The organism is Timonella sp. A28 (assembly GCF_051200815.1).
In the GTDB taxonomy this organism is placed as follows: domain Bacteria; phylum Actinomycetota; class Actinomycetes; order Actinomycetales; family Cellulomonadaceae; genus Timonella.
Genome location: NZ_CP195159.1, coordinates 966,107 through 989,927 on the forward strand (window position 1 = coordinate 966,107; position 23,821 = coordinate 989,927).

Annotated in this window: 20 protein-coding genes; 4 read left to right on the forward strand and 16 right to left on the reverse strand. The window is 50.2% G+C overall.

From position 1 onward, the window contains the following. Nucleotides 1-93: 93 nt before the first annotated feature. The 12 genes from leuA to hrcA all read right to left on the reverse strand — a co-directional run bounded on the left by leuA (nucleotide 94) and on the right by hrcA (nucleotide 13,398). Nucleotides 94-1,860 (reverse strand): 2-isopropylmalate synthase, encoded by a 1,767-nt coding sequence (gene leuA, locus ACR9EC_RS04620; RefSeq protein WP_435300327.1) that lies wholly within the window; start codon nucleotides 1,858-1,860, stop codon nucleotides 94-96. A 281-nt stretch (nucleotides 1,861-2,141) separates the two neighbouring features. Further along, complete coding sequence (locus tag ACR9EC_RS04625; protein ID WP_435300328.1) at nucleotides 2,142-3,911, reverse strand: hypothetical protein; 1,770 nt, start codon at nucleotides 3,909-3,911, stop codon at nucleotides 2,142-2,144. A 151-nt stretch (nucleotides 3,912-4,062) separates the two neighbouring features. Further along, nucleotides 4,063-5,865 carry a hypothetical protein gene (locus ACR9EC_RS04630; RefSeq protein WP_435300329.1) on the reverse strand — a complete coding sequence of 601 codons (1,803 nt, stop codon included), beginning with the start codon at nucleotides 5,863-5,865 and terminating at the stop codon, nucleotides 4,063-4,065. A gap of 81 nt (nucleotides 5,866-5,946) precedes the next feature. Next, on the reverse strand, nucleotides 5,947-6,882 hold the full coding sequence (era, locus tag ACR9EC_RS04635; protein WP_435300330.1) for a GTPase Era: 936 nt from the start codon (nucleotides 6,880-6,882) through the stop codon (nucleotides 5,947-5,949). Beyond that, entirely contained in the window at nucleotides 6,875-8,239 is a 1,365-nt protein-coding gene (locus ACR9EC_RS04640) for a hemolysin family protein (RefSeq protein ID WP_435300331.1), read from the reverse strand. Before ACR9EC_RS04640 ends, era begins: the two co-directional genes overlap by 8 nt. Further along, nucleotides 8,236-8,694 carry an rRNA maturation RNase YbeY gene (ybeY, locus tag ACR9EC_RS04645; RefSeq protein WP_435300332.1) on the reverse strand — a complete coding sequence of 153 codons (459 nt, stop codon included), beginning with the start codon at nucleotides 8,692-8,694 and terminating at the stop codon, nucleotides 8,236-8,238. Before ybeY ends, ACR9EC_RS04640 begins: the two co-directional genes overlap by 4 nt. Next, the gene (locus ACR9EC_RS04650) at nucleotides 8,691-9,761 is read right to left on the reverse strand and encodes a PhoH family protein (protein ID WP_435300333.1); all 1,071 of its coding nucleotides are present in this window, start codon (nucleotides 9,759-9,761) and stop codon (nucleotides 8,691-8,693) included. The genes ybeY and ACR9EC_RS04650 overlap by 4 nt, the downstream gene beginning before the upstream one ends. A gap of 216 nt (nucleotides 9,762-9,977) precedes the next feature. Beyond that, complete coding sequence (locus ACR9EC_RS04655) at nucleotides 9,978-10,349, reverse strand: HIT domain-containing protein (RefSeq protein WP_435300334.1); 372 nt, start codon at nucleotides 10,347-10,349, stop codon at nucleotides 9,978-9,980. Nucleotides 10,350-10,408: 59 nt separating this feature from the next. Then, the gene (locus ACR9EC_RS04660) at nucleotides 10,409-10,546 is read right to left on the reverse strand and encodes a 16S rRNA (uracil(1498)-N(3))-methyltransferase (RefSeq protein ID WP_435300335.1); all 138 of its coding nucleotides are present in this window, start codon (nucleotides 10,544-10,546) and stop codon (nucleotides 10,409-10,411) included. Further along, the gene (locus ACR9EC_RS04665; protein WP_435300336.1) at nucleotides 10,539-11,186 is read right to left on the reverse strand and encodes an RsmE family RNA methyltransferase; all 648 of its coding nucleotides are present in this window, start codon (nucleotides 11,184-11,186) and stop codon (nucleotides 10,539-10,541) included. The genes ACR9EC_RS04660 and ACR9EC_RS04665 overlap by 8 nt, the downstream gene beginning before the upstream one ends. Before the next feature lie 2 nt (nucleotides 11,187-11,188). Further along, complete coding sequence (gene dnaJ / locus ACR9EC_RS04670; RefSeq protein WP_435300337.1) at nucleotides 11,189-12,301, reverse strand: molecular chaperone DnaJ; 1,113 nt, start codon at nucleotides 12,299-12,301, stop codon at nucleotides 11,189-11,191. 74 nt (nucleotides 12,302-12,375) lie between these two features. Further along, a complete protein-coding gene (gene hrcA / locus ACR9EC_RS04675; protein WP_435300338.1) occupies nucleotides 12,376-13,398 on the reverse strand; it encodes a heat-inducible transcriptional repressor HrcA in 1,023 nt (340 codons plus the stop codon). Nucleotides 13,399-13,568: 170 nt separating this feature from the next. On the opposite strand from hrcA, the gene ACR9EC_RS04680 reads away from it, so the two are divergent. After that, entirely contained in the window at nucleotides 13,569-14,420 is an 852-nt protein-coding gene (locus tag ACR9EC_RS04680; RefSeq protein WP_435300339.1) for a DUF3097 domain-containing protein, read from the forward strand. Between the two features lie 73 nt (nucleotides 14,421-14,493). On the opposite strand, the gene ACR9EC_RS04685 is transcribed toward ACR9EC_RS04680, so the two are convergent. The 4 genes from ACR9EC_RS04685 to lepA all read right to left on the reverse strand — a co-directional run bounded on the left by ACR9EC_RS04685 (nucleotide 14,494) and on the right by lepA (nucleotide 20,596). After that, nucleotides 14,494-14,790, reverse strand: coding sequence for a hypothetical protein (locus tag ACR9EC_RS04685; protein ID WP_435300340.1), 297 nt, complete (start codon nucleotides 14,788-14,790; stop codon nucleotides 14,494-14,496). Between the two features lie 614 nt (nucleotides 14,791-15,404). Next, on the reverse strand, nucleotides 15,405-17,354 hold the full coding sequence (locus ACR9EC_RS04690) for an acyltransferase family protein (protein WP_435300341.1): 1,950 nt from the start codon (nucleotides 17,352-17,354) through the stop codon (nucleotides 15,405-15,407). Between the two features lie 80 nt (nucleotides 17,355-17,434). After that, nucleotides 17,435-18,646, reverse strand: coding sequence for a radical SAM family heme chaperone HemW (gene hemW / locus ACR9EC_RS04695; protein WP_435300342.1), 1,212 nt, complete (start codon nucleotides 18,644-18,646; stop codon nucleotides 17,435-17,437). A gap of 87 nt (nucleotides 18,647-18,733) precedes the next feature. Continuing rightward, complete coding sequence (gene lepA, locus ACR9EC_RS04700) at nucleotides 18,734-20,596, reverse strand: translation elongation factor 4 (protein ID WP_435300343.1); 1,863 nt, start codon at nucleotides 20,594-20,596, stop codon at nucleotides 18,734-18,736. A gap of 100 nt (nucleotides 20,597-20,696) precedes the next feature. Between lepA and ACR9EC_RS04705 the strand changes: the two genes are divergently transcribed. From ACR9EC_RS04705 to ACR9EC_RS04715, 3 genes are all read left to right on the forward strand, one after another. Beyond that, a complete protein-coding gene (locus ACR9EC_RS04705; protein WP_435300344.1) occupies nucleotides 20,697-21,269 on the forward strand; it encodes a type II toxin-antitoxin system PemK/MazF family toxin in 573 nt (190 codons plus the stop codon). A gap of 250 nt (nucleotides 21,270-21,519) precedes the next feature. Then, nucleotides 21,520-21,780: a 30S ribosomal protein S20 gene (gene rpsT / locus ACR9EC_RS04710; protein WP_435300345.1), complete on the forward strand. Its 261-nt coding sequence runs from the start codon at nucleotides 21,520-21,522 to the stop codon at nucleotides 21,778-21,780. A 351-nt stretch (nucleotides 21,781-22,131) separates the two neighbouring features. Next, nucleotides 22,132-23,730: a choice-of-anchor A family protein gene (locus ACR9EC_RS04715; protein WP_435300346.1), complete on the forward strand. Its 1,599-nt coding sequence runs from the start codon at nucleotides 22,132-22,134 to the stop codon at nucleotides 23,728-23,730. Nucleotides 23,731-23,821 lie beyond the last annotated feature (91 nt).

Genomic DNA, 23,821 nt, shown 5'->3' on the forward strand with positions numbered 1-23,821 from the left:
CTATCGTCCAAGCACAGTTACCACAAATGGTAAAGAGTCCTCCTACCTGTGAGGCAGGAGGACTCTCTACAGCAAAGGCTGTTCAGGCTGCGCTTAACGCTGTTCTTGCTCTATGACGTGACGGCCTTGCCTGTTAATCGCAGAGATAATCGCTTTTAAGGAAGCAGTAGTAATCGACGGATCAATACCGACGCCATAAAGGATCTCGTCAGCGACCATGCACTCAACATAGGCAGCTGCTGAAGCGTCTCCACCTTCTGACAGTGCGTGTTCTGCATAGTCAAGAACAGAAACGTCAATTCCAAGTCCGCGCAGCACCTCAATAAACGCTGCAACGGGACCGTTTCCTGTGCCCTCAAGGGTTTTTTCTACCCCATCGTCAACTAGGTTTACTTGCAGAGCGTTAAACCCGTCTTCGCTTGAAGTCGCACGAGTGCCCTTAAGCGCAAAGCGTCCCCACGGATCAAGGTCTATACCTGCGCTGCTGACCGGCAAGTATTCGTCCACAAAAATTCGCCATATGTCGTTGCTTGTTACTTCTCGGCCTTCTGTGTCCGTAACGTTTTGCACAACACGAGAGAATTCAATTTGTAGGCGACGAGGCAGGTCAAGGGAATGTTCAGTCTTCAGCATGTAGGCGATTCCGCCCTTGCCTGATTGCGAGTTCACTCGAATCACGGCTTCGTAGCTTCGACCAACATCTTTCGGGTCAATCGGAAGATATGGAACAGCCCACACGAGATCATCAACGCTAGCTCCTGCTTGTGCAGCCTTAGAATCCATAGATTCCAAGCCCTTTTTGATTGCATCCTGGTGAGAGCCAGAGAAAGCCGTGAACACGAGGTCGCCGGCGTATGGGTGCCGTTCATGTACAGGAATTTGGTTGCAGTGTTCTACAGTGCGTCGAATGTGGTCGATGTCAGAGAAATCGATTTGCGGGTCGATGCCTTGTGAAAACAAGTTCATTCCCAAAGTGACAAGGTCAACGTTGCCTGTGCGTTCACCGTTACCGAAGAGGCACCCTTCAATACGGTCGGCTCCGGCTTGGTATCCCAATTCTGCTGCTGCAACCGCAGTTCCGCGATCGTTATGCGGGTGCAGTGACAAAATCACGTTTTCGCGGTGATGGAGGTTTCGGTTCATCCACTCAATGGAATCCGCGTACACGTTCGGGGTGGCCATTTCGACTGTGGCTGGCAAGTTGATGATGACTTTGCGGTCTGGGGTAGGTTCGAGGATGTCGAGCACTTCGTTACATATGCGCACTGCGAATTCGAGTTCAGTGCCCGTGTATGACTCTGGTGAATATTCGTAATAAATGTCAGTGTCTGGAAGTGTGTGCTCAAATTTTTTGCACAGTTTTGCACCGTCAAGGGCAATATCGATGATGCCGTCTTGGTCTTTACGGAACACAACTTCACGTTGCAGCACTGAAGTTGAGTTATACAAGTGAACGATTGCTTGCTTTGCTCCCTGCAGTGATTCAAACGTCCGCGCGATCAAATGTTCACGTGATTGGGTGAGTACTTGAATAACAACGTCATCGGGAATGTGGCCTTCTTCGATGAGGAGGCGAACAAAATCAAAGTCTGTTTGTGAAGCTGATGGAAACCCAACTTCAATTTCTTTAAAGCCCATCGAAACAAGGAGTTTGAACATACGCAGTTTTCGTTCTGCGTCCATCGGTTCAATAAGTGCTTGGTTACCGTCACGGAGGTCAACCGCGCACCAGCGTGGGGCCTGAGTAATAGTTTTATCTGGCCAGGTTCTATCGGGAAGATCCACTTTAATGTGTTGTTGGAACGGCACATACTTGTGAATCGGCATGCCTGAAGGCTGTTGTGAAGTGTGAACGTTCATTGTTCAAAAATCCTAACGGTGTACGAAAAACTAGATGGAAGCTAGGTGGAAGCCGGCACACCAACCGCCGCGACGAGTGACCGGCTTAATTAGCCTCGTCGCGGCAAAGAAGAAGTAGGTTAGCCATCTTAAAGCCGTACACGGTTCCTACTGTACATCGATTTAGTTAGAGACGATGTCACATATCACACAGCGGTCATTAAAAAATCAGGTTTATATCGCATGCTGGCATACGAAAGGTGGGGCATCAACGAGTGATGCCCCACCTTAACGTTGGTTATTTAGAAAGGTCCGCCAAGGAATGACCCTAGTACACCAAGGTTATCCATCCACCACATTTCGTCAGTGAGGTGGCCTTCTTCTGCAAGGCGCAAGGCGTTAGATCCGAGGACGCCCATCGAATCAGCGCCGGTCTGGCTTGAAGCGATGTACCAACCACCATCTTCTTTCTTTGCAAGAAGGCGTAGTTGGTCGAGCCCAAGTTCTTGAGCTGCTGGAATATCGCGAATGCACAAGGACATGTCCATGCCGAGCGATGTGATGTCGGCGCACTCCGAGTTGAGGGTGACTGCTACTGGTGTGCCGTCCATATCTGCTGAGATTTCGAAGGAATCTAACTTCAAGTAAGCGAGGTCGCCTTCAACACGGTCAACGGAGAATACAGGGTCCGAGAATTGGACTTGCTTAAGGGCTTCTTCGAACATGGCAAGTTCAGGCCCTTCCAATGGAAGAGCGGAGCTTACAGCGCCCATACCGCGTTCAGCAGCAATAACGTACTGGAATGAATCACTGAAATTAAGGGTTCCTACGCCGTCAATGTACGTTTTAGCCCATGCGGCAGCGGCTTCTTCTGGTTTTGCTGAGCCCTTACCTTCTGGGATTTCCGCATATGCAAGTTCTTTGCCTACGGTTTTTGCTTGGACGTCGTACATGGTCATAACTGGGCTGACGAACCACCCACCATCAACCTTATGAGCTACGAAAGCGAATGGAACTTTTTCAGTTTCGGCGTCAGGCAGAACCTCTTCTGTCCAGTCTGTTCTGTCGTTAAGGCCGCTTAACCCTTCGAGAGTATCTAAAGAATCAAGTGAATCGAAAGCAGAAGCACCTTCATCCATAACAGGAATTTGCAGGTCTTCAGCAGTAAATGTGGCAGGGAAATCTTTATCAACGGAAGAAACAATTTCATCTTTGATTTCTTGTTCCGTTGGGAAGGTTTCACCAGCGTCAGTAATGAGTTTTCCGATGCTGCTCTTTTCCAGATCAGCCATAACCCCATTAGCGACGTTCGCTAGTTTCTCTCCGTCGGCATCCACAGTGAATTCACCTGAGGTAAGAGAAACCAACGCATAGTTGTCGTTAACTTCCTTCACCGAGTACTTCACGTTCTTTGTGGTGATATCAAGAGCATCAAAAGCATCTGTGAAGGCTTTTGTGTAATTGTCTTGATTAATTTTTCCCTCAAAGTGAGAGAAGAACTGTTCAGATGATGAGGTAAACAAGTCAACATCACTTGGTAGTAATGATCCATACACAGCGACGAGGTCTTTGTTATCAAGTCCATTTACAAGCTGTTCAACAGCTGCCTGTGGGGTCTCGGACCCACCAGTTTTCGAAAACACGAAGTGGTTCAACGCGAATGCGGCGGAACCAACAGCCACTAGGGCGCCTGCGGCAATGGCGATCCACTTTACGCGGCTGCTTTTCTTAGGCGCGTTTTCTTGGGCTTCCCCAGCGTTTTCAACTGCAACAGCTGCAGGAAGAGTTGCTGTTGGAGGCTGAGGCACTTCATCCTGTGCAACCTGCGGTAATGGAGCGGTTTCGCTTGGAGGTTGCGGGATTGAAGGAAGTTGCGTGGTGGCTTCAGCGGTTTCCGCGTCAGCAGGCGCAGCAGCATCCGCCAACTCTGTTAGGAGGTCTGCGGGTGCTGCAGGGTTTTGCGCAACAAACTCACGTAGATCTGGGCGTTGTTGAGCAATTTCGCGTAGGACATCCGCAGGGGTGTGTGGGTCACTAGCGAGTTCGGGGGTGTAATCGCCTGGTTGCGACATCGAAAACCAATCTTATTGTGGATACGTTCTTTCAACATCGGGAGTCTAGCCGCAAACAGGGTGATTGTAGATATCCGTCCACAAAAATCATTCAAAAGTCTGATAAAAACGTGGTGCGAAAAGGAAAAACTCTTCGCACCACGCTCTTGTCTTACTTAGTTCGCTTTGCCAAAGCCTTATTTATCTCTGGATCATCAATCTGGGTCAGCCAGTCAATCAACGCCGGATATGTTGCAGGGTTTTGTGCCAAAGCCGGCCGTAATTCCGGCGCTACTTCTGCGATCTTTGCTAACACAACCGCTGGAGTATTCGGATTCAACGCATCGTCTTGGGTGTATCCATGACTGTTTGTTCCGCCACCAACGAGTGATCGTGTGTCGAAAACTTCAGTCTCTTCTACGCTCCCTTTCACAGAATTCGCAGACGCGCGCTTTAAAACTGTAGTTTCGTCGGGAATACCTGCATGTTGATCCGCATCAGTTGGTTGCGTTGATTCGACTTGTTCCGTTGCAGGCGTATCGCCGTAAGCCGCTGCACGACGAACCACGGAAGCTTTTTCGCTAGCAGATTTAGAGGCAATAACCTCGTTACGCGGCTGCTGCCACTGATATACGGCAGGGTTCACTTCAGTACGGCGCCCAGCCGATTGCGCAAAATACTCACGAGATTCCCGATTTCCAATAAGCGCGTACACGCCCAAAGCAGGTAGCCCAAGTGAGCACAAAAGATAAGCAAAAACAGGTGCAAACGAAATGTTGATCGCGTTCATTACGATCCCTGCAATAACCGCAACAGCTAACACGACGATGATTGTTGGACGGCTAGCACCCGGGTTCTTATTGAATGTCCGCAGCCCCCACATAGCTGCTGCAGCAACCACAAGAGCGATCACAGCAATCCCAACGGCTGTTGGGATGTAAGAGTCCCGGAAAACAGCAGGGTATCGATCAGATAACACCACATATGTGAGGAAAGGAGTCACCGCGATAACACCTGCAACAAGAATCAAAAGCCGCAGTACGTGGGCGATAAGGTCTAAACGCTCTTCAACTTTGGACGTTCGATTTAATGCGTGACTAAAGGCTGGCGACGCTACTACAGCCGCAAATGCAGGCAGCAAAACCCCACCAATACCAATGGTCAATTCAAAAGTTCCTGGCTCACGGAAAACTGGAGGGAACAAGCCCACCACGTCAAACGTAGTAACGTTGCGTACGCCGCCACCTGCAAAATAAAGCGATAATGCGACAAAAATTCCGAGACCAACGACTGCGCTTCGCCAGCCAGCAGAATGCTTCACTAGTACTGCAACAACTGGCACAACAATTAAAGACGCTAGAGCGACCACCACAGCAGTAAAAGATATGCCGGGCACGAAGCCTAGAGATACGGCAGTCCACCCGTAGGTCAAAGACACCACGTAAGCAGCAATAATCAAGACAGCAAGTCCGGTCGCAATCAACCGTGCGGTAGCTGCCGCTTTCAGATCCTGATGTGCCGGACCTATTTCGCTTGCGCGTGCTTGTGCGCTCAACGCAACACCGACTGCAGCAAGGGCTATTCCCGACCCCACAAACGACAGCTGGCCACTGAACCTAAAATCGCTAAACACTACCCACAAAAAATAAGCAATAAAAGGAACAGCTAGTATGAGTCGCACTGCACGTGTCTTAGACACAGTCCAGTTCTGAGGCAATAATCCAAACCGAGCAAGATACGGAAGCGTTAATGCGCTTGCAGCAATAAGTACACTAATAAAAAACCATACTGAGGTCCCGCCAGCGTTCAGTAACGAAAACTCTTTGGGTAATGCGCACGACATGGCGAATACAACAACAGCGATGCCGTCTCGCACATAGTCTGATTCGGGAATACTACGGAATGCTTTCTTTACCGGGTGGGAAGGATCGCTCATTTCTGAAGTCGATCCAGATAGTGCAGGTTGTGCAGTCATTCTTCCTCCTCCAACATGTGCATCGGGTTTGGCTTACCTCACGAAACACAAATCAAACGACCACCACGGCATGAATTCTTTTTAGAATCCGAGTCGTTGTAGCAGTTTGGGGTCACGTTGCCAATCTTTAGCAACTTTTACTCGTACATCAAGATACACACGTGCACCGAGTAATGCCTCGATACCAGAACGGGCTTGAGTACCCACATGGCGTAAACGTGACCCGCCTTTACCAATAACAATCGCTTTTTGGGACTCTCGCTCAACGTAAAGAGAAACCCGCACGTCTACCAGTGGCATACCGTTCTTCTTTGTGTCACGTTCGACAATTTCGTCAACCACAACGGCAAGGGAGTGCGGAAGTTCGTCGCGCACGCCTTCAAGCGCTGCTTCACGAATCAGTTCCGCGATCATCACGCTTTCTGGTTCGTCTGTCATTTCGCCGTCGAGGTAAAAATCTCCGCCTTCGGGAAGGTGCGAAACAAGTACTTTCCGTAAAGCTTCAACTTGAAAACCATCTTGAGCTGACACCGGAATAATGTCAGCGAATTCGCTGAGCGCCTGTACATCAAGGAGGTGCTCTGTCATCCGGTCACGAGAAACAAGGTCGGATTTCGTGACGACCGCAACGATAGGAGTCTTCACACGTTTTTCGTTAATTTTTTCTAACTCGGCAGCAATGTAACGGTCACCGGGACCAATTTTTTGATCTGCTGGCAAGCAGAAAGCAACCACATCGACTTCGCTAAGGGTGGACTTCACCAGATCATTGAGCCGCTCCCCCAAAAGTGTTCTAGGACGGTGCAATCCTGGGGTGTCCACAAGAATAAGCTGCGCATCAGGGGTGTTCACAATTCCGCGAATCGTGTGTCTCGTAGTTTGCGGTTTACTCGACGCGATAGCGACTTTCTGCCCCACCAAAGCATTAGTAAGTGTGGATTTACCCGCATTTGGTCGTCCCACAAGGCAGGCAAATCCAGACCTATGTGCATCAGTCTGTGGTTTAGCCTTAGTCATTTTTCTTCTCCTCGAGGTCGGTATCCTCATCGTGCGATGGTTCATTCAAACTATGTTCTTCAACCGAAGTTGTCACATCATCGCCCAGTTCCTTATTGGTTATTTCTGAGGCGTTCAACAATGTGACGCGGACTGCAGAGAGTTGCTTGCGTCGGCCAGCAAATTCGTCAGCCGTGATCCGCACACCGTGAACAGTTACTTGCGAACCAGCAATCGGGATTTTCCCTAACGTTTTAGCTAACAACCCAGCGACAGTATCGACGTCTGGATCGTCAATGTTCTTGTTAAAAAGTTCCCCAAGATCGTCTAACGACAATCGCGCAGGAACGCTAAAAGTGTTGTCGCCTAAATCTTCAACGGTTGGCGAGGCCGTATCGTGCTCGTCAGTGAGGTCTCCCACGATCTCTTCGAGGATGTCTTCAATGGTGACCAAACCTGCAACGCCACCATACTCGTCAATCGCCATAGCAATATGTTCAGCGTTTGCTTGCATTTCACGAAGCAGCTGATCGACAGCTTTTGATTCTGGATAAAACTGTACGGACCGCATAACATCGCCTGCGGTCTTTGAGTCGGGGTCTGAAGAGTTCAGCAACACTCGTGCCGCATCCTTAAAGAACAGCACACCTAATACTTCGTCGCTCGATTCCCCCACCACAGGAACGCGGGAAAACCCAGAACGAATAAATAAGTTTTGGGCTTTCCGTAACGGAACAACGGCTTCAATCGTCACCATGTCAGTACGGGGCACCATGACTTCACGCAATGTTGTGTCGTGCAGTTCGAACACGGAACGCAGCATGAGGCGCTCATCGTCTTCAATAGCGTCAGATTCGTCAACGCGGTCGACGAGTTCACGCAGTTCAGTTTCGTCGTCGGCTTCTTGAGTAGCACGCGCGCCACTGGTCATTTTGCTGACCCAGCCCGTTGACTTCACCACAAGCCACAACAGTGACGAGGTAGCGCCAAGAACACGGGCCGGATGGTGTCGTCCAAAAGTCCGTGGGGATACCCGCACCAACACCAAAGAAACAAGCGCACTAACAACAGTTGCGATGATGACAACCAGCCACCACTCATCAAAAATTGATGCGATAGAGACAGTGATACATGCGGTTGCAATCATTTCCGCCACAACACGCACAAACGCTGCAGAAGCCGCCGTTTGGGCTGCCTGCTCTGCTAAAAACTGAACACGTGAAGCAGCGTGTGGATGCCGTTCAGCCAGCTCTATAACCGCCCCGCGGGTAACCCGCAGCACAGCTGCCTCACCGGCAGATAACACTGCTGCAAAGGAAATCCCCAACACAGCAATAACGATCAGAACAGCTATCGGGGCATCATTTAAAAGATTCATGAGGATCGTGAAGCAAGGAACGTCAACAAAAGATGACGTTGCAACGCAAACATCTCTTTTTCTTCTTCCGGTTCCGCATGGTCATAACCAAGTAAGTGCAAGATGCCGTGCACGGTTAGCAGCAGAAGTTCCTCAACAGTTGAGTGGCCTGCAGCTTGTGCTTGCTCAATAGCAACAGTTGGACATAACACGATGTCACCAAGCAAACCTGCGGGGGTCACAGAGTTTTCCGTACCTGGACGAAGCTCATCCATGGGGAAAGACATCACATCCGTTGGGCCTTCTAAGTCCATCCACTGCACGTGCAGGTCGCTCATCGTGTCAGTGTCGACGAACAACACGGACAGTTCGGTAAGCGGGTGAATGTGCATAGCATCAAAAACGAACCGCGCTAACTCGACAAACTCAGTTTCTGGTACTGCATAATCCGATTCGTTATTGACCTCAATGCTCACTGGTTTATGCCTTTCTCAAATGTGCTCGGCCGATGTGTTGGACGAGAAGACCTCCGCGGGCTCTGCCCTTCTTGGGAAGAGACATCCCATCGCGCGTATGCATCAATAATGTCGGAGACTAACGAGTTTCTCACAACATCGGACGCGCTCAAATGGCAAAACTCGATGTCGTCTACCCCAGTCAACACATCTTCGATGATTCGCAACCCTGAAACGGTTCCGCTCGGTAAATCGACTTGGGTGTTATCACCCGTGATTACCATCTTCGAGTTTTGCCCAAGGCGGGTAAGGAACATTTTCATCTGTTCCTTAGATGTGTTTTGTGCTTCATCCAAGATGATAAAAGCGTCGTTAAGCGTACGTCCACGCATGTAAGCCAATGGCGCGACCTCAATAGTTCCTGATTCCATCAGCCGTGGAATCGCTTCTGGATCAATCATGTCCCGCAAGGAATCAACCAAAGGACGCAAGTACGGGTCGATCTTGTCGTTTAAGGAACCAGGCAAAAACCCTAACCGTTCCCCTGCTTCTACGGCAGGACGAGTCAAAACGATACGGCTCACTTGCTTAGCTTGGAGCGCTTGCACCGCCTTAGCAACAGCTAAATATGTTTTTCCGGTTCCTGCTGGGCCTACGCCAAACGTAATGGAATGCGTTTCGATAGCATCAACATAATTTTTTTGACCAAGGGTTTTGGGACGAATCGATCGCCCCTTATTGGTCAAAATATTGAACGTTAATATTTCGGCAGGACGCGTAACTGTTGCGGTCGAGAGCATCCGGACGGAATGTGTAACCACGTCGGGAGTAAGCGGTGTTCCAGCCTCAACAACTTCTACGAGTTCATCTAACAGGCGAGAAGCCAAAGCAACATCACCTGATGGGCCACGCAACGTGATTGTGTTTCCTCGTGCGTGGAAGTCAACTGTAGGAAACCCTTGCTCAATAGATTTGAGTACGGAGTCGGCCGGACCTAAAAGCATCGACATTGACACCTGAGGTGGCACCACGATCCGATGCTCAACGTTTACGTGTGTAGGCGCATTGAGCGAGTCATAAGATGCCATATAAGTGAACCGAACTCCTTGCCGTCTGAATACCGCTGTACTGAAGCAAGTTTACTTCTGTCATGCGACGTGTGCGCTCATTACTGTACCGGCTGTATAAATTCGTTTTCCTGCTTTTATGTATGGCTGCTCATCGACGGATGTCGGCATATGTAGTTTCACGCTAAGAACGGCATCAGGCAAGGCACACCTACGTGTGCCTTGCCCCTAGCTTGTTTAGGCTGGAGTCCAGCCTAGTTTTGCGCCACCAATAACGTGCCCGTGCACGTGGAAAACGCTTTGGCCAGCGTTCGGTCCAGAATTAAAAATGAACCGGAATTGACCATCGGCGTATTCTGCAGCGACAGCGTCCGCTAACTTCACCATTTCAGCAAGCAAAGCCGGATCTGCTGTAGCGACCTGTGCAACATCACCATAGTGCTTCTTTGGAACCACCAAAGCGTGCAATGGTGCTTGCGGGTTGATGTCACGGAAAGCGACAACGTTGGCTGTTTCTTCGATGATCTGTGATTCGAGTTCACCAGAAACAACACGGCAAAAAATGCATGCTGTTACGTCTTGGCTCTTAGGCTGAGAAGTGTTCGTCATATTCTTCACACTAGTCGCAGTAACGCTATGCGTGCTTGTTCAACGGTTGTGTCTTGTGATTACACCCAACGGCCTGTGACATGCGATAAGACTGACAGCGCGACAGGACCTGCTGTTGAAGTACGTAGTACATGAGGGCCAAGCCGTGCTAGTTGTGCGCCTGCGTCAACAAAAGAATCAACTTCGCGTTCAGTCATTCCGCCTTCTGGGCCCACAATCAAAGCAACACGCACAACAGCATCGCTCGAAGGTGGCGCAGGAAAGCTCAATTTTACCGACCGCAGTAGTTGCTTCTTCATGCAGTACAATCACAACGCCGCCCTGCTGCACCACTTCACGGGTCCATTGAGCGAGCCGCTTTGAATCTTGCGGCTGCTCAACGAAAGGAATACGTGCCCGACGAGCCTGCTTTGTAGCGGAACGCACGGTTGCAGCCCAACGCGCAAGCGATTTTGCTGCACGCGCGCCCCGCCAAATCACGATGGAACGGTCTGCCTGCCACGGCACCACACCGTCCACACCGACTTCCGTTGCCGCTTCAATAGCAAGTTCGTCGCGGTCACCTTTTGCTAGCGCCTGCACCAGCACAAACTCATAGGGGTCGTGTGCTTCTTGAACTGATTCACGTATTTCAAGCACCAGATGTGACTGGTTGACGCTTGAGATAACGCATCGCAAACGATGTCCAGCCCCGTCAACAACGTCGAGAGCCTCTCCTACTTGACGGCGCTGCACAACACCAGCGTGGCGTCCTTCTTCCCCATCAAGTTCAAAGAACTGCCCCGCAACATAGTGTGAAAGGTCTTGTGACTCAGCAAGAAAAACCGGTGCACTCACTACTATCGACCACTTAGTTTCTCTTTAAGGCGGGAGAACACTCCCGAATGGTTGCCAGAGACACGACCAGCTGGACGTTCTTCACCACGCAACGTCGCAAGGCTGCGTAGTAACTCCGTTTGTTCGTCGTCAAGATGAGTTGGAATGGTCACCTCGATAGTGATGTTCAAGTCACCTCGACCTGAACCATGCAGATGTGCGACGCCAAGATCGCGAAGAGTAATAATCTGGCCAGGCTGAGTACCGGGTGCCAAATCAATTTCTCGCATGCCGTCTAAGGTTTCCAGTTCCAAAACGGTGCCCAAAGCAGCAGCTGTCATCGGAACCTCAATGGTGCACGAAATGTCATCACCAAGACGAGCAAAAATCGGGTGCTTCTTCTCGCGGATCTCAAAGTACAGGTCACCGGCTGGACCACCAGCAGGCCCAACCTCACCTTGACCGGTCATCTTAATGCGAACGCCCGTTTCGACACCCGCTGGAATCTCCACTTTGATTGTGCGACGTGAGCGTACCCGGCCTTCCCCAGAGCATTCAGCGCACGGGTTAGGAATAGTGGTACCAAAACCTTGGCATGCAGAACACGGCGACGTCGTCATGACTTGGCCTAAGAAGGAACGTGCTACACGCTGCATGGTTCCTGTTCCATGGCACACCCCACACGTGACAGGGCTAGAGCCTGACGCACAGCATGAACCAGAACACGTACCGCACACAACTGCCGTATCAACATCGATACTTTTTGTAACGCCAAAAGCCGCATCGGACAGTTCAATGTCAACACGCAGCAGCGAATCTTGACCTCGACGAGCCCTCGGAATGGGTCCTCGCTGTTGTTGACCGCCACCAAAGAATGTTTCGAAAATATCTTGGAAGCCGAAGCCGCCACCCATACCACCGCCAGGAGCAGTAGGGTCTGAACCTAAGTCATACTGTTGACGTTTATCTGGGCTAGAAAGCACATCGTAGGCGCGCTGCACTTCTTTAAATTCGTCTTCAGCGTCAGGGCCGGCAACATCAGGGTGGAGTTTTCGGGCAAGCTTACGATAAGCCTTCTTGATCTCGTCCTGTGTTGCGTTTCGTTCAACACCTAGCGTGGCGTAATAGTCGTTCACAAAAATCTCTCTGTACGTCTCACCCGCGAATTTTCATTCGCTCAACTGATCAGAATATCTATCTCTTCAAAGAATTAACTACTAAGAATTCGCGTCAAATATCGTGCCACAGCACGCACAGACGCAATCGTTCCCGAGTAATCCATTCCTGTTGGGCCGATCGCCCCGACCGCCCCCAAAGGCTCCCCTGTTCCCCCGTAAGGTGTAGACACCACCGAAGTCTCCAGCAAACCAGCAAACTGTGTTTCATGCCCAATGCGGACAGAAACACCAGCAGAATCATCTGCCATTTCAGATAACAACTTCAGCAACACAACTTGTTCCTCAAGCGCCTCTAAAACAGGCCTAATGTTCGTCACACCACTACCAGTACGCGTCAAGTTAGCTGTTCCAGCAAGAACAATCCGATCATCGTTCTCGTGTGCTAACACCGCAATGACCGTATCTGCGATACGGGACATCAACGCACGCGTACTTTCAGGGTAACGACTAATTAAAGCGGCTAGTTCCGTAGAAACCTCAGGTTCACGTAAACCAACGACAGCTTCATTTAATTCTTGTCGCATCACATTAATTGCTTCGATGCCAATTTCATTACCCACGACTTCAACGTTGCGTTGTTCAACGCGCCCCGTATCCGTAATGACGACGACCAATAAACGGGTGGCATGAAGTTGAACCAGTTCAAGATGGCGCACTGTCGATCGGCTCATCGACGGATACTGCACCACTGCAACCTGGCCAGTAATTTGCGCAAGCAGCCGGCCAGCACGATGCACAACGTCATCGAGGTCTACGGCACGGTCTAAGAACAAACGTATCGCTGTACGTTCCGCACTCGACAGCGGCTTAACTTCTGAAAGCCGGTCAACGAACACCCGATATCCAAGGTCTGTGGGTACTCGTCCTGCCGAAGTATGGGGTTGAGCAATAAGCCCTGCTTCTTCAAGGGCAGCCATGTCGTTGCGGATCGTCGCTGAAGAAACCCCCAGCCCACGACGCGTAGCGATCATTTTAGAACCTACAGGTTCACGGGTCGACACGTAATCCTCAACAATGGCTCGAAGAACTTCAAGACGACGCTGATCCGCGTGCATTGATTCCTCCCGCTACATGTTCAGATTCGTATAGACAACCAGACAACTACTCTGGCACTCAAACCATCAGAGTGCCAATATTACTCTCATTACTCACCATGCCAACGTGATTCACGCAACCCACAGCGTTGCAGGCCAGGACTTCACACCAAATGCGTTAATCTGCCCACGTGAGTTTTGATCGATACGGACACGACATATTAAGCAGCACCACTTCGCGCTCCCACAGGCCTGCACCCACACCCGATCAACCAGCAGAACGTGGACTGGTCGTTGAAGAAGTAACCACAGGGTTTGTCGGCGCAGTCACTCGGGTAGAAAAATCGGGTGGCCTGCACATAGTTGTGCTTGAAGATCGACACGGAAAACTCCGATCTTTTCGCTTAGGGCCAGGCTTTTGGGTCGACGGAAAAGCAGTTAACCTCACCGCACCAGTCGCAGCAGCTGCACGAGCACCGCAGCGCACTGCATCTGGTTCAGTCTCCGCCCCAACTCACCCTGCACGTGTCGCTTTAGGATCTAGGATTTGGGTCGAAGGACGACACGACGCTGAACTCATCGAAAAAGTGTGGGGAGACGACCTCCGATATGAGGGCATCGTCGTCGAATTACTTGACGGTATCGACAATCTAGAACAGGCACTCCACGAGTTCGATCCTCAACCGGACAGAAAAGCAGCCATACTTGTCGATCACCTTGTCGCAGGTTCAAAAGAGTACCGAATCGCTCAACAGATAACCCAAAAGTTCGGCAGCGACAACGTTTTAGTTCTCGGGCATCCCTACGTGGACGTATGGCAGGCTGTAAAACCTCACCGTATTGGCCTTGACCAGTGGCCTACGATCGACCGCAGCGTCGAATGGAAAGAAGGAATCCTCGCTCATTTAGGCTGGCCGCATGAGTCCCAAACTGACATCGCTCAGGGGTGGAAACGAATCCTAGGTTCAGTGCGAGGCTATGCAGATTTGGAACCGACTTTAATTGGACGAGTTGAAGAACTCATCGATTTCATTACCGCGTAAGAGTTTCTGCTGCCAAAAACATGCAGGGCGAGGAACACGCGTGTTCCTCGCCCTGCGCAACGTTTTGCTTCGCTTATGGTGCGACGAGCCTGCCTTGCAAAGAATTAAAGGCAAACCCTTGAGCTATTACTATAATAGGAATAGCAATAAACACACCTACGATGAACGCTAACGCGCCTGCAATAAACAGTAGGATCGAAAGCAAAGTCAAGACGATCACAAAACCTAGGTTTTTGGTTACCAGATCGAATGACGCCTTAATCGCATCAACAGCGGCAAGGTTGTCTGCAACAACAAACCACAAGGCAAATGCGGTAAGCACCAAAACAACAAGAGCAACTAGCTGCCCTAATATTGGGATGAATCCCAAAACAAAAGCTAACTGCCGAAAGAATCAACGCAAGAATAGCCACATTTCCGATATTCGAAAACGTGAAAAATCCAGAGAATTTGACTTCGTCGCCGTTGAGAATCGCTAATATGCCACGAATATAGGCTGAACCGACTATATAACCTGCAAATGACGTTAACGCTGTTACAAGAGGCGACGCCCCATCTACGGAGTAGCCTCCGCCGACGAGCATAAAAACGATGTTCGAAAACGCTCCCAGAATAAGTCCCACCACGACGGTGGCACCGAGCAACGGGCCAGCGTGTTGTCCAAACTTTTTCCAGCCATACCCAAAAGCACCTGTTGCGGTTGCTGGAGGTTGAGAAGGGGTATAAGGCCCATTCTGATAAGGAGGCATCTGAGGTGGCTGCGCGCCGGGTCCACCATTGTGAGGATAATTATTATGCGACGCACCGTTATTGTATGGATTATGCTGCTCAGGGCTGTCTTCACCTGGTTGTTGAGGCTCATACGGGTTGTTGTTGCCACTCATCGTAGAAACTCCGTCCAGTTGTCGGCCTGCCACCGAACTGTGACAGGTGCTTCACACAAAACTTAGCAAAAGACACGATAAAGAGCACAGCCAAAATCGTCTATTGCGTATTTATCTGTGCGAGCGTGTCCGTAATCAGCCGGGTATACCGTTTTGCCCCGTCAGGTGTCGGGTGAATACCGTCACGCGAAAATTCCTCAGGATGTTGCTTGGCGGTTTTGGCCCAATCGGCAAGAACAACATTGTCATGTTTCTGTGCCGTGTTTTTTAGAAGCTTATTCGTTGGTTTAATCCAACTACGATCACCGTATCCGGTAACAAAAACTACTTTTCTGTCGCCTGCTGCTTTCAGAATTGCATCAATTTCATACTGTTTTGCGGTGGAATTTGTTGCCAACGAAATAACGACAAAGGGACGCAGCTTTCCCTTCTTATCAAGCTTCTTCATAATCTTTGGCGCATCGCTTAGCGGACGAGAAACTTCCGCATCAATTGCTGCTTTAGGTAGCTTATCGCGCAGTTGTGGTACTGCCGATAACGTTACTGAATCACCGATGATCGTTATCTTTTTGCTCGACGGAAGCTGCGGTTTAGCCGTTTGAGTAGGGGTAGGTTCTGGTTGGAGCGTCGGCGATTCTTGCGGAGCAGAAGATTCTGTTGAGTCGTCGTCTTCAAAAGGAACAGTAGTGTGGTTTTCCTGTTCTAAAAGTGCAGCACCTTGCTCAATACTGGCAGCAATTGTTGTCGTTTCCGTCGCTATCGCAAAAGCACGCACATCACCGATAAAGACCGTAAGAAGTAACGAAAAAAGAAGCACTAACGATCCGGCGGGACGCCGCAAAGCCTTTTTATCACGTGTTTTTATGGCGTCTTGGCACTGTTGCCAGTAGCGTACGACACCCCTATATTTCCCTACGAAAAAAGTGCGAAACCCGTACCGCATTATCGGCTGCTCAACATACCGGTAAGACATAGCAGACAATGCAACAGTGCTTGCTACTGCAACTAAAAAAACTCCGAATGAAACATTTGATCCTGCGTTACGGCTTTGCATGACGTACGTTACGACCACAAGTACAGGCCAATGCCACAAATACAAGCCATACGATCGTTGACCCACCCAACGCACTACTCGCTTTTCCATACGACGAGCAACATCTTGGTTACATATCATTGCAGCGACCAAAGCAGCAGTCGCAACGCTAACGGCGACAAGACCACCCCGATACGGAACCGCACTATGAAAGTGCATAGCCAAGCCAGCCCACACCAAAGCGCTCAACGCAATCACAGATAGGATCAGGTGCACCATCTTTCCGCGCTGTTCAGACACAAAACGCGATAAGAAGGGAAACCTGTGCGGCCAACGAAAATCTGCACTCGGCATCATAATGAACGCAAGAATTGCGCCCACCATAAGACCAAACATGTGCGTGTCAGTACCTAAATACACACGTGAAGGGTCTGTATCTGGCACATATTTCACGGCCATAAGCCACAACGAAAAAATAGCGATGATAACGGATACTGCAGCGCCAACAGCGCGTGCTCTGCGGTGACTAAAAGCTCTCGTGAAGCTCAAAAAGATAATCACAACTAGTGGCCACAACACATAAAACTGTTCTTCAACAGCCAAAGACCACAGATTAGTGAACAGCGCTGGTGTTAACTGCGCTTCATACCCTGACCCGGTAAAAATACTGACCCAGTTAGATGAAAAAGTAAGCGCACCGAAAAGTTGCGCACGCAACCCAGCGGTAATATCTCCACCAATAAAACCTGCACAAGCTGTCATCACTGCAACGACCAAGGTCAAAGCGGGCAAGATACGTCGTGCTCGTCGCATCCAAAACTGACGCAGTGAAATTCTTCCCTGTGCCAGCCACTCTTGCAAAAGCAACGAAGTAATGAGGAAGCCTGAAAGTACAAAGAAAACGTCTACGCCTATGTACCCGCCTGGAAAAAACGAAGGGAAAAAATGGTAGACGATAACAAATATGACGGCGAGGGCACGTAAGCTATCAAGCCCCCACAACCGTGGTGCACGCATGCGACTATTGTGGGCTGCCGACTGATTCAGTTGTTTAGTCGCAGCAGTGTGTTCACGCAAAGAAAATACAGAAAAAGCCATTAATCAGTGATGTCGCGGATTACGGTATCGGCGAGTAAGCGTCCTTTACGAGTCAATTTCAGCAGTCCCTCCAAAGCAGGCCGAGGCTCAATCAAGCCATGCGCAATATGTTGAGCAACACGCACTCTTGCAGCTTCCGAGAGGACATTAACAGGTAGACCTTCAGCAAGTCGAATACCTAGCATTATTCGCTCCACATGAGATTCCTCAGGCGTTAACCGCTCCCGCCCTGCGGCTGGTGAATGACCTTTTTCTAGCAGAGCTGCATATCTTATTGGATGCTTTACGTTCCACCAGCGCACACCTGAAAAACCGTCCTTCGCTGCGGTTTTTTCGCCAGCGCCCATATATGAATGCGCTCCAGGCCCTATCCCCCACCAGTCGTCCGAACGCCAATACGAAAGATTGTGCACGCACGCTTTTAATGTGCCGTCCACTCGTTTCGCCCAGTTAGAGACCTCATACCATTCAAAGCCACACTCAGTCAGCTTCTGATCCGCATATTCATATTTTGCTGCTTGGTCGTCTTCGTTTGGCAGTTCCAATTCACCGCGTTTAACTTGTGCAGCCATTTTGGTGCCTGGCTCAACAACAAGCGCATATGCAGAAACATGATCGACAGGTAACGAAAGCACAGAGTCGACGCTCGTTTTCCAATCTTCAAGGCTCTCACCGGGAGTCCCATAGATGAGGTCGAGCGACACTTCTAACCCTGCGGCTTTCGCCCACTGCACAACATCAGGGATACGCCGCGGATCATGTGTGCGTTCAAGAGTTGCCAACACATGCGGTACAGCAGACTGCATGCCAAAACTAACCCGAGTAAAACCTGCTTGTGCAAGCGTTTCAAGATACTGCGGGGTAACAGAATCAGGGTTTGCTTCAGTGGTGACTTCAGCGCCAGGTTTTAATCCCCACGCATCTTTTATTCCCGTAAGAATAGAAACCAGATCGTCTGCTTTCAGCATGGTGGGCGTTCCCCCACCAAAAAATACTGTGCTTACCGGACGAGACGGAAGCTCAGCACGCTCCATCACCGAGCGCGCAAACCCAATTTCATGTAACGCTGTAGCCGCATAATTGTGTTGACTTGCGCCACCACCCAGTTCGGTTGCTGTGTATGTATTGAAATCGCAATACCCACAGCGCACCGAACAAAACGGGACGTGTACGTAAACACTGAAGTTACGGTCCTGAGCGCCTTCACTCACCCAAGTGGGCAGGCTCCCATCAAGAGGAGCTCTTCACCATGTGGAAGTGCAGGTGTCATGATGTCTTTCTCGTTTAACTATACGTACCTATTTTTTACGTGAATCGCCCTGTTCAGAAGTCAGAGCGGTAATAAACGCTTCCTTTGGCACCTCAACCGTACCGATTGTTTTCATGCGCTTTTTACCTTCTTTTTGTTTCTCAAGAAGTTTGCGCTTACGGGAAATGTCACCGCCATAGCACTTCGCCAAAACATCTTTTCGGATCGCACGAATAGTTTCACGAGCAATAACTCGAGTACCAATCGCAGCTTGGATTGGCACCTCGAACTGCTGACGTGGAATAAGGTCTTTTAACTTCGCGCACATTTTCACGCCATACGAGTATGCTGCGTCTTTGTGCACGATCGCACTAAACGCATCTACGCGTTCACCTTGCAAAAGAATGTCGACCTTCACAAGATCAGCCGACTGAGAGCCCTTCACGTCATAATCGAGAGAGGCGTAACCACGAGTTCGTGACTTCAAAGAATCGAAGAAGTCGAAGACGATTTCTGCGAGCGGCAGGATATAACGCATTTCCACTCGGTCTGCGGACAAGTAATCCATGCCTTGAAGTTCACCGCGGCGCTCTTGGCATAGTTCCATAATTGCGCCAATGTATTCGCTTGGGGCAAGAATGGTGGCTTTCGCGATTGGTTCTTGAACATCAAGAACTTTCCCATTAGGGAACTCTGATGGGTTCGTTACTTCAATCCAAGTTTTGTCTTCGAGTTGCACCTGGTAAATAACGTTCGGTGCAGTTGAGATCAGATCGAGGTTGAACTCGCGTTCGAGACGTTCACGAACAATTTCTAGGTGGAGCAATCCGAGATAGCCGACACGGAACCCGAAGCCCAACGCAACAGATGTTTCTGGCTCGTATACCAGTGCTGCATCATTAAGTTTGAGTTTATCGAGCGCGTCACGCAACACCGGATAGTCAGAACCATCGATTGGATAAAGACCCGAAAACACCATCGGCTTAGGGTCTTGATATCCGCCTAGTGATTCTTGCGCTGGTTTCACAGCACTGGTAACAGTGTCACCAACTTTAGATTGGCGTACGTCTTTCACACCGGTAATCAGATATCCAACTTCACCAACGCTCAAACCTTTGGTAGGGATACCCTCGGGTGCGGAAACACCAATCTCCAATAGCTCGTGCGTTGCCTTCGTCGACATCATTTGGATGCGTTCACGAGGGTTGAGTTTTCCGTCAACAACACGCACATATGTGACAACACCCCGGTAGGTGTCATACACGGAGTCGAAAATCATTGCTCGCGCTGGGGCGTCCGCGTCACCAGTCGGCGAAGGGATGACGTCGACGATACGGTCGAGTAAGGCTTCAACGCCCTCTCCCGTCTTACCTGAAACTTTTAATACATCTTCAGGATCGACTCCGACGAGCCCACCAATCTCTTCCGCATACTTTTCCGGTTGAGCAGCAGGGAGATCGATTTTGTTCAGCACAGGAATGATCGCGAGGTCATTTTCCATTGCCAAGTACAAGTTTGCGAGCGTTTGTGCTTCGATACCTTGAGCAGCGTCAACAAGAAGGATCGCACCTTCACAGGCTGCAAGAGAACGCGAAACTTCATATGTGAAGTCAACGTGCCCTGGTGTATCAATCATGTTGAGGGCATAAGGTGTGCCCTCAAATTCCCAAGGCATACGCACTGCTTGAGACTTAATCGTGATTCCGCGTTCACGTTCAATATCCATGCGGTCTAGATACTGTGCGCGCATGGCACGAGGGTCCACAACGCCAGTCAACTGAAGCATGCGGTCTGCGAGAGTCGATTTACCGTGGTCAATGTGCGCAATGATGCAGAAGTTACGCAAAAGATCAGGGCTGGTCGCCGCGGGCTGAATGCGGGCCGAGTTGGCCGCCGATGGGATGGGAGTCACGCACTACATTGTCCCATGAACGCAGCGTATTACTGTCATGAAAATGTATGACTATTACCACCCATCGTCACGCTTTTGATAAACACGCTAAAGTTCCGGTGTGACAAAGACAAAATGGGGCAAGACACTGCAATCAGCCGCGCGTGCGGCATTCAAAGCGCTGGGTAGCTCTTCTAAGAAAACTCAGCAATCACATCCAGGACAAGCACCTGCGCCTAAGCCTCGCCCTTTTTCTAGGGTAAGACCCAAAGCAAAAACACGTAGCACTGTTCCAGACACTCCTGCCTATCCGGGCGACTTTATGGGCATAGTTCGCCCAGATTATTCACCCAGCCTTGATGGTGATCCCGACCCAGGGGAAATCGTCTGGACGTGGGTTCCCTACGAAGAGGACTACACACGCGGAAAAGATCGTCCAGTCTTACTGATTGGCTCGGACAATACGTGGCTCTTAGGACTCATGCTGACGTCTAAAGACCACACGGGTTCTCATTCGTCATACGGCGAATGGTTAGACATTGGATCAGGACCCTGGGATAAGCAAGGCAGAGATTCTGAAGTCCGCCTCGACCGCGTCATTCGTGTCAATCCGTCCCAAGTAAGACGCGAAGGCGCAATCATGAACAAAAAAACCTTCACTAAAGTCGTGAAGGCAATACCAACCCAAAGATAACCGTGTCCTTTACACAGCAGGACGCAACGATTCAAGGTTACTGATTCTGTCACTGATATCACGCAACAAAGGCATCGCATCACTTTCAGACACGGTCATGCGTTGATAGAATCTGTAAATGTGTGTCCGTCAAGGTCGGCGGACACCGTTCCAGAGCCTCTCCACGGGTTCCCCACCCCAGTCCCGGCGCTGGAATTGCCTTCTACGACCTATCCGCTCGCCGTCTGGCGAACAAAAAGAAAGTCCTAAAGTGGCAAACATCAAGTCCCAAGTTAAGCGTATTCGCACCAACGAGAAGGCTCGCCTTCGCAACAAGGCTTACAAGTCTGAGCTCAAGAGCGCTGTACGTGACACACGTAAAGCAATTGAAGCTGGCGATAAAGAAGCAGCGACCGCGGCTCTCCAAGTTGCGTCACGAAAGCTTGACAAGGCAGTTTCAAAGGGCGTCATTCACCTCAACCAAGCTGCGAACCGTAAGTCCGCACTTGCTAAGGCTGTTGCAGCTCTCTGAGCATGAAGCCGTAAGGCATCATTGACTCTTGGGGGCCGAAGGCGCCCCATTCATTAGCGTCACTCCCGTGTCTCGGGGTGACGCTAATGTTGTTTCTGCTCCAACATCACCACTGTTCAGGGCGTTTTATGTGAGGCAGTGCACTATAGCAGCGAAATGCAATGTAACACACCGTCCAAAAGGAAGTTTTTAACCCTCTTTGCTCTTGAACCCTTCACATCTGCGAGATATCGTCAAACGTAAGAAATCCTTCCAACATGTCGCAAGACATTAGTACTTGCGCGCCATTGACTGCTTCATGCTTGGAACCGTTTTACTTACCCACCCCCCCACACACACTTTCGGAGCAAGATGAGTACCGCGACATACCAGCCGCGCAATGCGGCTTCAGTTCGTTTGCCCAAAACGGCTAAGAAGTTCCTTGTTTCACTCACCACTGCAGCCTTTTCATTAAGCGCTGCATTCGTAAGCACCGTTGCAACGACCACCCCAGTTGCTGCAGCACCCACACCATTGATTCCAGCCGCCACTACATCCGGTCAGCAACCCGTGTGTGCTCCAGGAACCGATGGACAATGGCCGAACATGGGAAACCTTCCATTGTTCACGGACAACAACGTTGCCATGTACGTTGGTGGAGATGCGCTCTTCAACAATGGCGAATCTGAAGGCCTTATTGTCGTTGAGGGAGATCTTTCAATCGACCGCGACCCAAGTGGTCTGTATAACCTCGGGTACGTAGGTGTTGGAAGCCAGATTCTTCCAGGTCATGAGGAACTCATGCTCTCCGTAGGAGGCAACTTCTCAGCGACAAGCAACACCACTTCCCTGCAAATCGGTATGTCGCCTTCCCCAGTAGGCACCTACATGGTTGGTGGCACGGACACAACCGAATCCATCGTTGATGTTGGCACCAAAATTCCTTTCGACCAAACAGGCACACCAGCTGATGGCTTTGCCGCAAAAGTAACTGGTGGTTCCCAAGCTATCGCTGCTATGACAGCGACTGGTACGACCAATGTGCTATCTGAACCTTGGGGCACAACTATCACCCTGCAAGGTGATGGAACATCCAATCCTCAGGTGTTTGAGGTACCGGGTTCAGCACTTGCTATGACCAATCTAGCCCTTGATGTTACTAATATTCCTGCAGATGCAGCAATCATGCTGAATGTTACTGGTGCAGCACCAGTCAACATCCACCACAGTCTCACATACTCCCTCAACGGGAATACAATCCAATGGGACACCGCTGATTCAGGATATTTTGCATCGCACCTTCTGTGGAACTTTACAGAGACCAAAGAAGTAAACATCACGCCAGACAAAAACGCCTATGATGCTCAGATCCTCGGAACAATCCTTGCGGCAAACGGATCTGATGTTGTTGTTAACTCTTGGTCGAGCCTCAACGGCCGTGTGTACACGACCGGTGATCTCAACTTGCACGGCGCTGGACGCGAATTCCACAACTACTCATTTGTTGGATGGCCAGACTTTGATTGCATCGTAGATCCTGTTGACCCAACGGACCCAACAGACCCGGTTGACCCAACGGACCCAACAGACCCGGTTGACCCAACAGATCCAACCACCGATCCAGTCGACCCAACAGATCCAACCACCGATCCAGTCGACCCAACAGATCCAACCACTGACCCTGTCGACCCAACAGATCCAACCACTGACCCTGTCGACCCAACAGATCCAACCACTGACCCTGTCGACCCAACAGATCCAACCACTGACCCTGTCGACCCAACAGACCCGACCGGTGGAACTGATGAAGGGACTCTTGATTCAGACGAAGAGTCAGGAACAAGTTCTGGAACATTGGATGAGTCTCTTGCACAAACAGGTGCCCAAGTTGCAGGCCTCATCGCAATCGCAACGGTACTTGTTGGTATCGGAGCAGCAATTGTTGTAGGTGTTCGTCGCCGTAAGGCATAAGCAGACGCTGTCTGCATAACCTACTAAAAAGGGTGTTGCCCCTCAGGAATGAGGGGCAACACCCTTTTTAGTGGTGAGTTTTTACTGGTGA

Excerpts from the sequence above, each read along its gene's own strand:
- era (WP_435300330.1), bottom strand. The coding sequence starts at position 6,882 with ATGACTAAGGCTAAACCACAGACTGATGCACATAGGTCTGGATTTGCC.
- ACR9EC_RS04715 (WP_435300346.1), top strand. The coding sequence starts at position 22,132 with ATGAGTACCGCGACATACCAGCCGCGCAATGCGGCTTCAGTTCGTTTG.
- ACR9EC_RS04690 (WP_435300341.1), bottom strand. The coding sequence starts at position 17,354 with ATGCGTGCACCACGGTTGTGGGGGCTTGATAGCTTACGTGCCCTCGCC.
- ACR9EC_RS04640 (WP_435300331.1), bottom strand. The coding sequence starts at position 8,239 with ATGAATCTTTTAAATGATGCCCCGATAGCTGTTCTGATCGTTATTGCT.
- ACR9EC_RS04660 (WP_435300335.1), bottom strand. The coding sequence starts at position 10,546 with ATGACTGAACGCGAAGTTGATTCTTTTGTTGACGCAGGCGCACAACTA.
- hrcA (WP_435300338.1), bottom strand. The coding sequence starts at position 13,398 with ATGCACGCGGATCAGCGTCGTCTTGAAGTTCTTCGAGCCATTGTTGAG.
- ACR9EC_RS04650 (WP_435300333.1), bottom strand. The coding sequence starts at position 9,761 with ATGGCATCTTATGACTCGCTCAATGCGCCTACACACGTAAACGTTGAG.
- ACR9EC_RS04655 (WP_435300334.1), bottom strand. The coding sequence starts at position 10,349 with ATGACGAACACTTCTCAGCCTAAGAGCCAAGACGTAACAGCATGCATT.
- ACR9EC_RS04630 (WP_435300329.1), bottom strand. The coding sequence starts at position 5,865 with ATGACTGCACAACCTGCACTATCTGGATCGACTTCAGAAATGAGCGAT.
- leuA (WP_435300327.1), bottom strand. The coding sequence starts at position 1,860 with ATGAACGTTCACACTTCACAACAGCCTTCAGGCATGCCGATTCACAAG.
- ACR9EC_RS04625 (WP_435300328.1), bottom strand. The coding sequence starts at position 3,911 with ATGTCGCAACCAGGCGATTACACCCCCGAACTCGCTAGTGACCCACAC.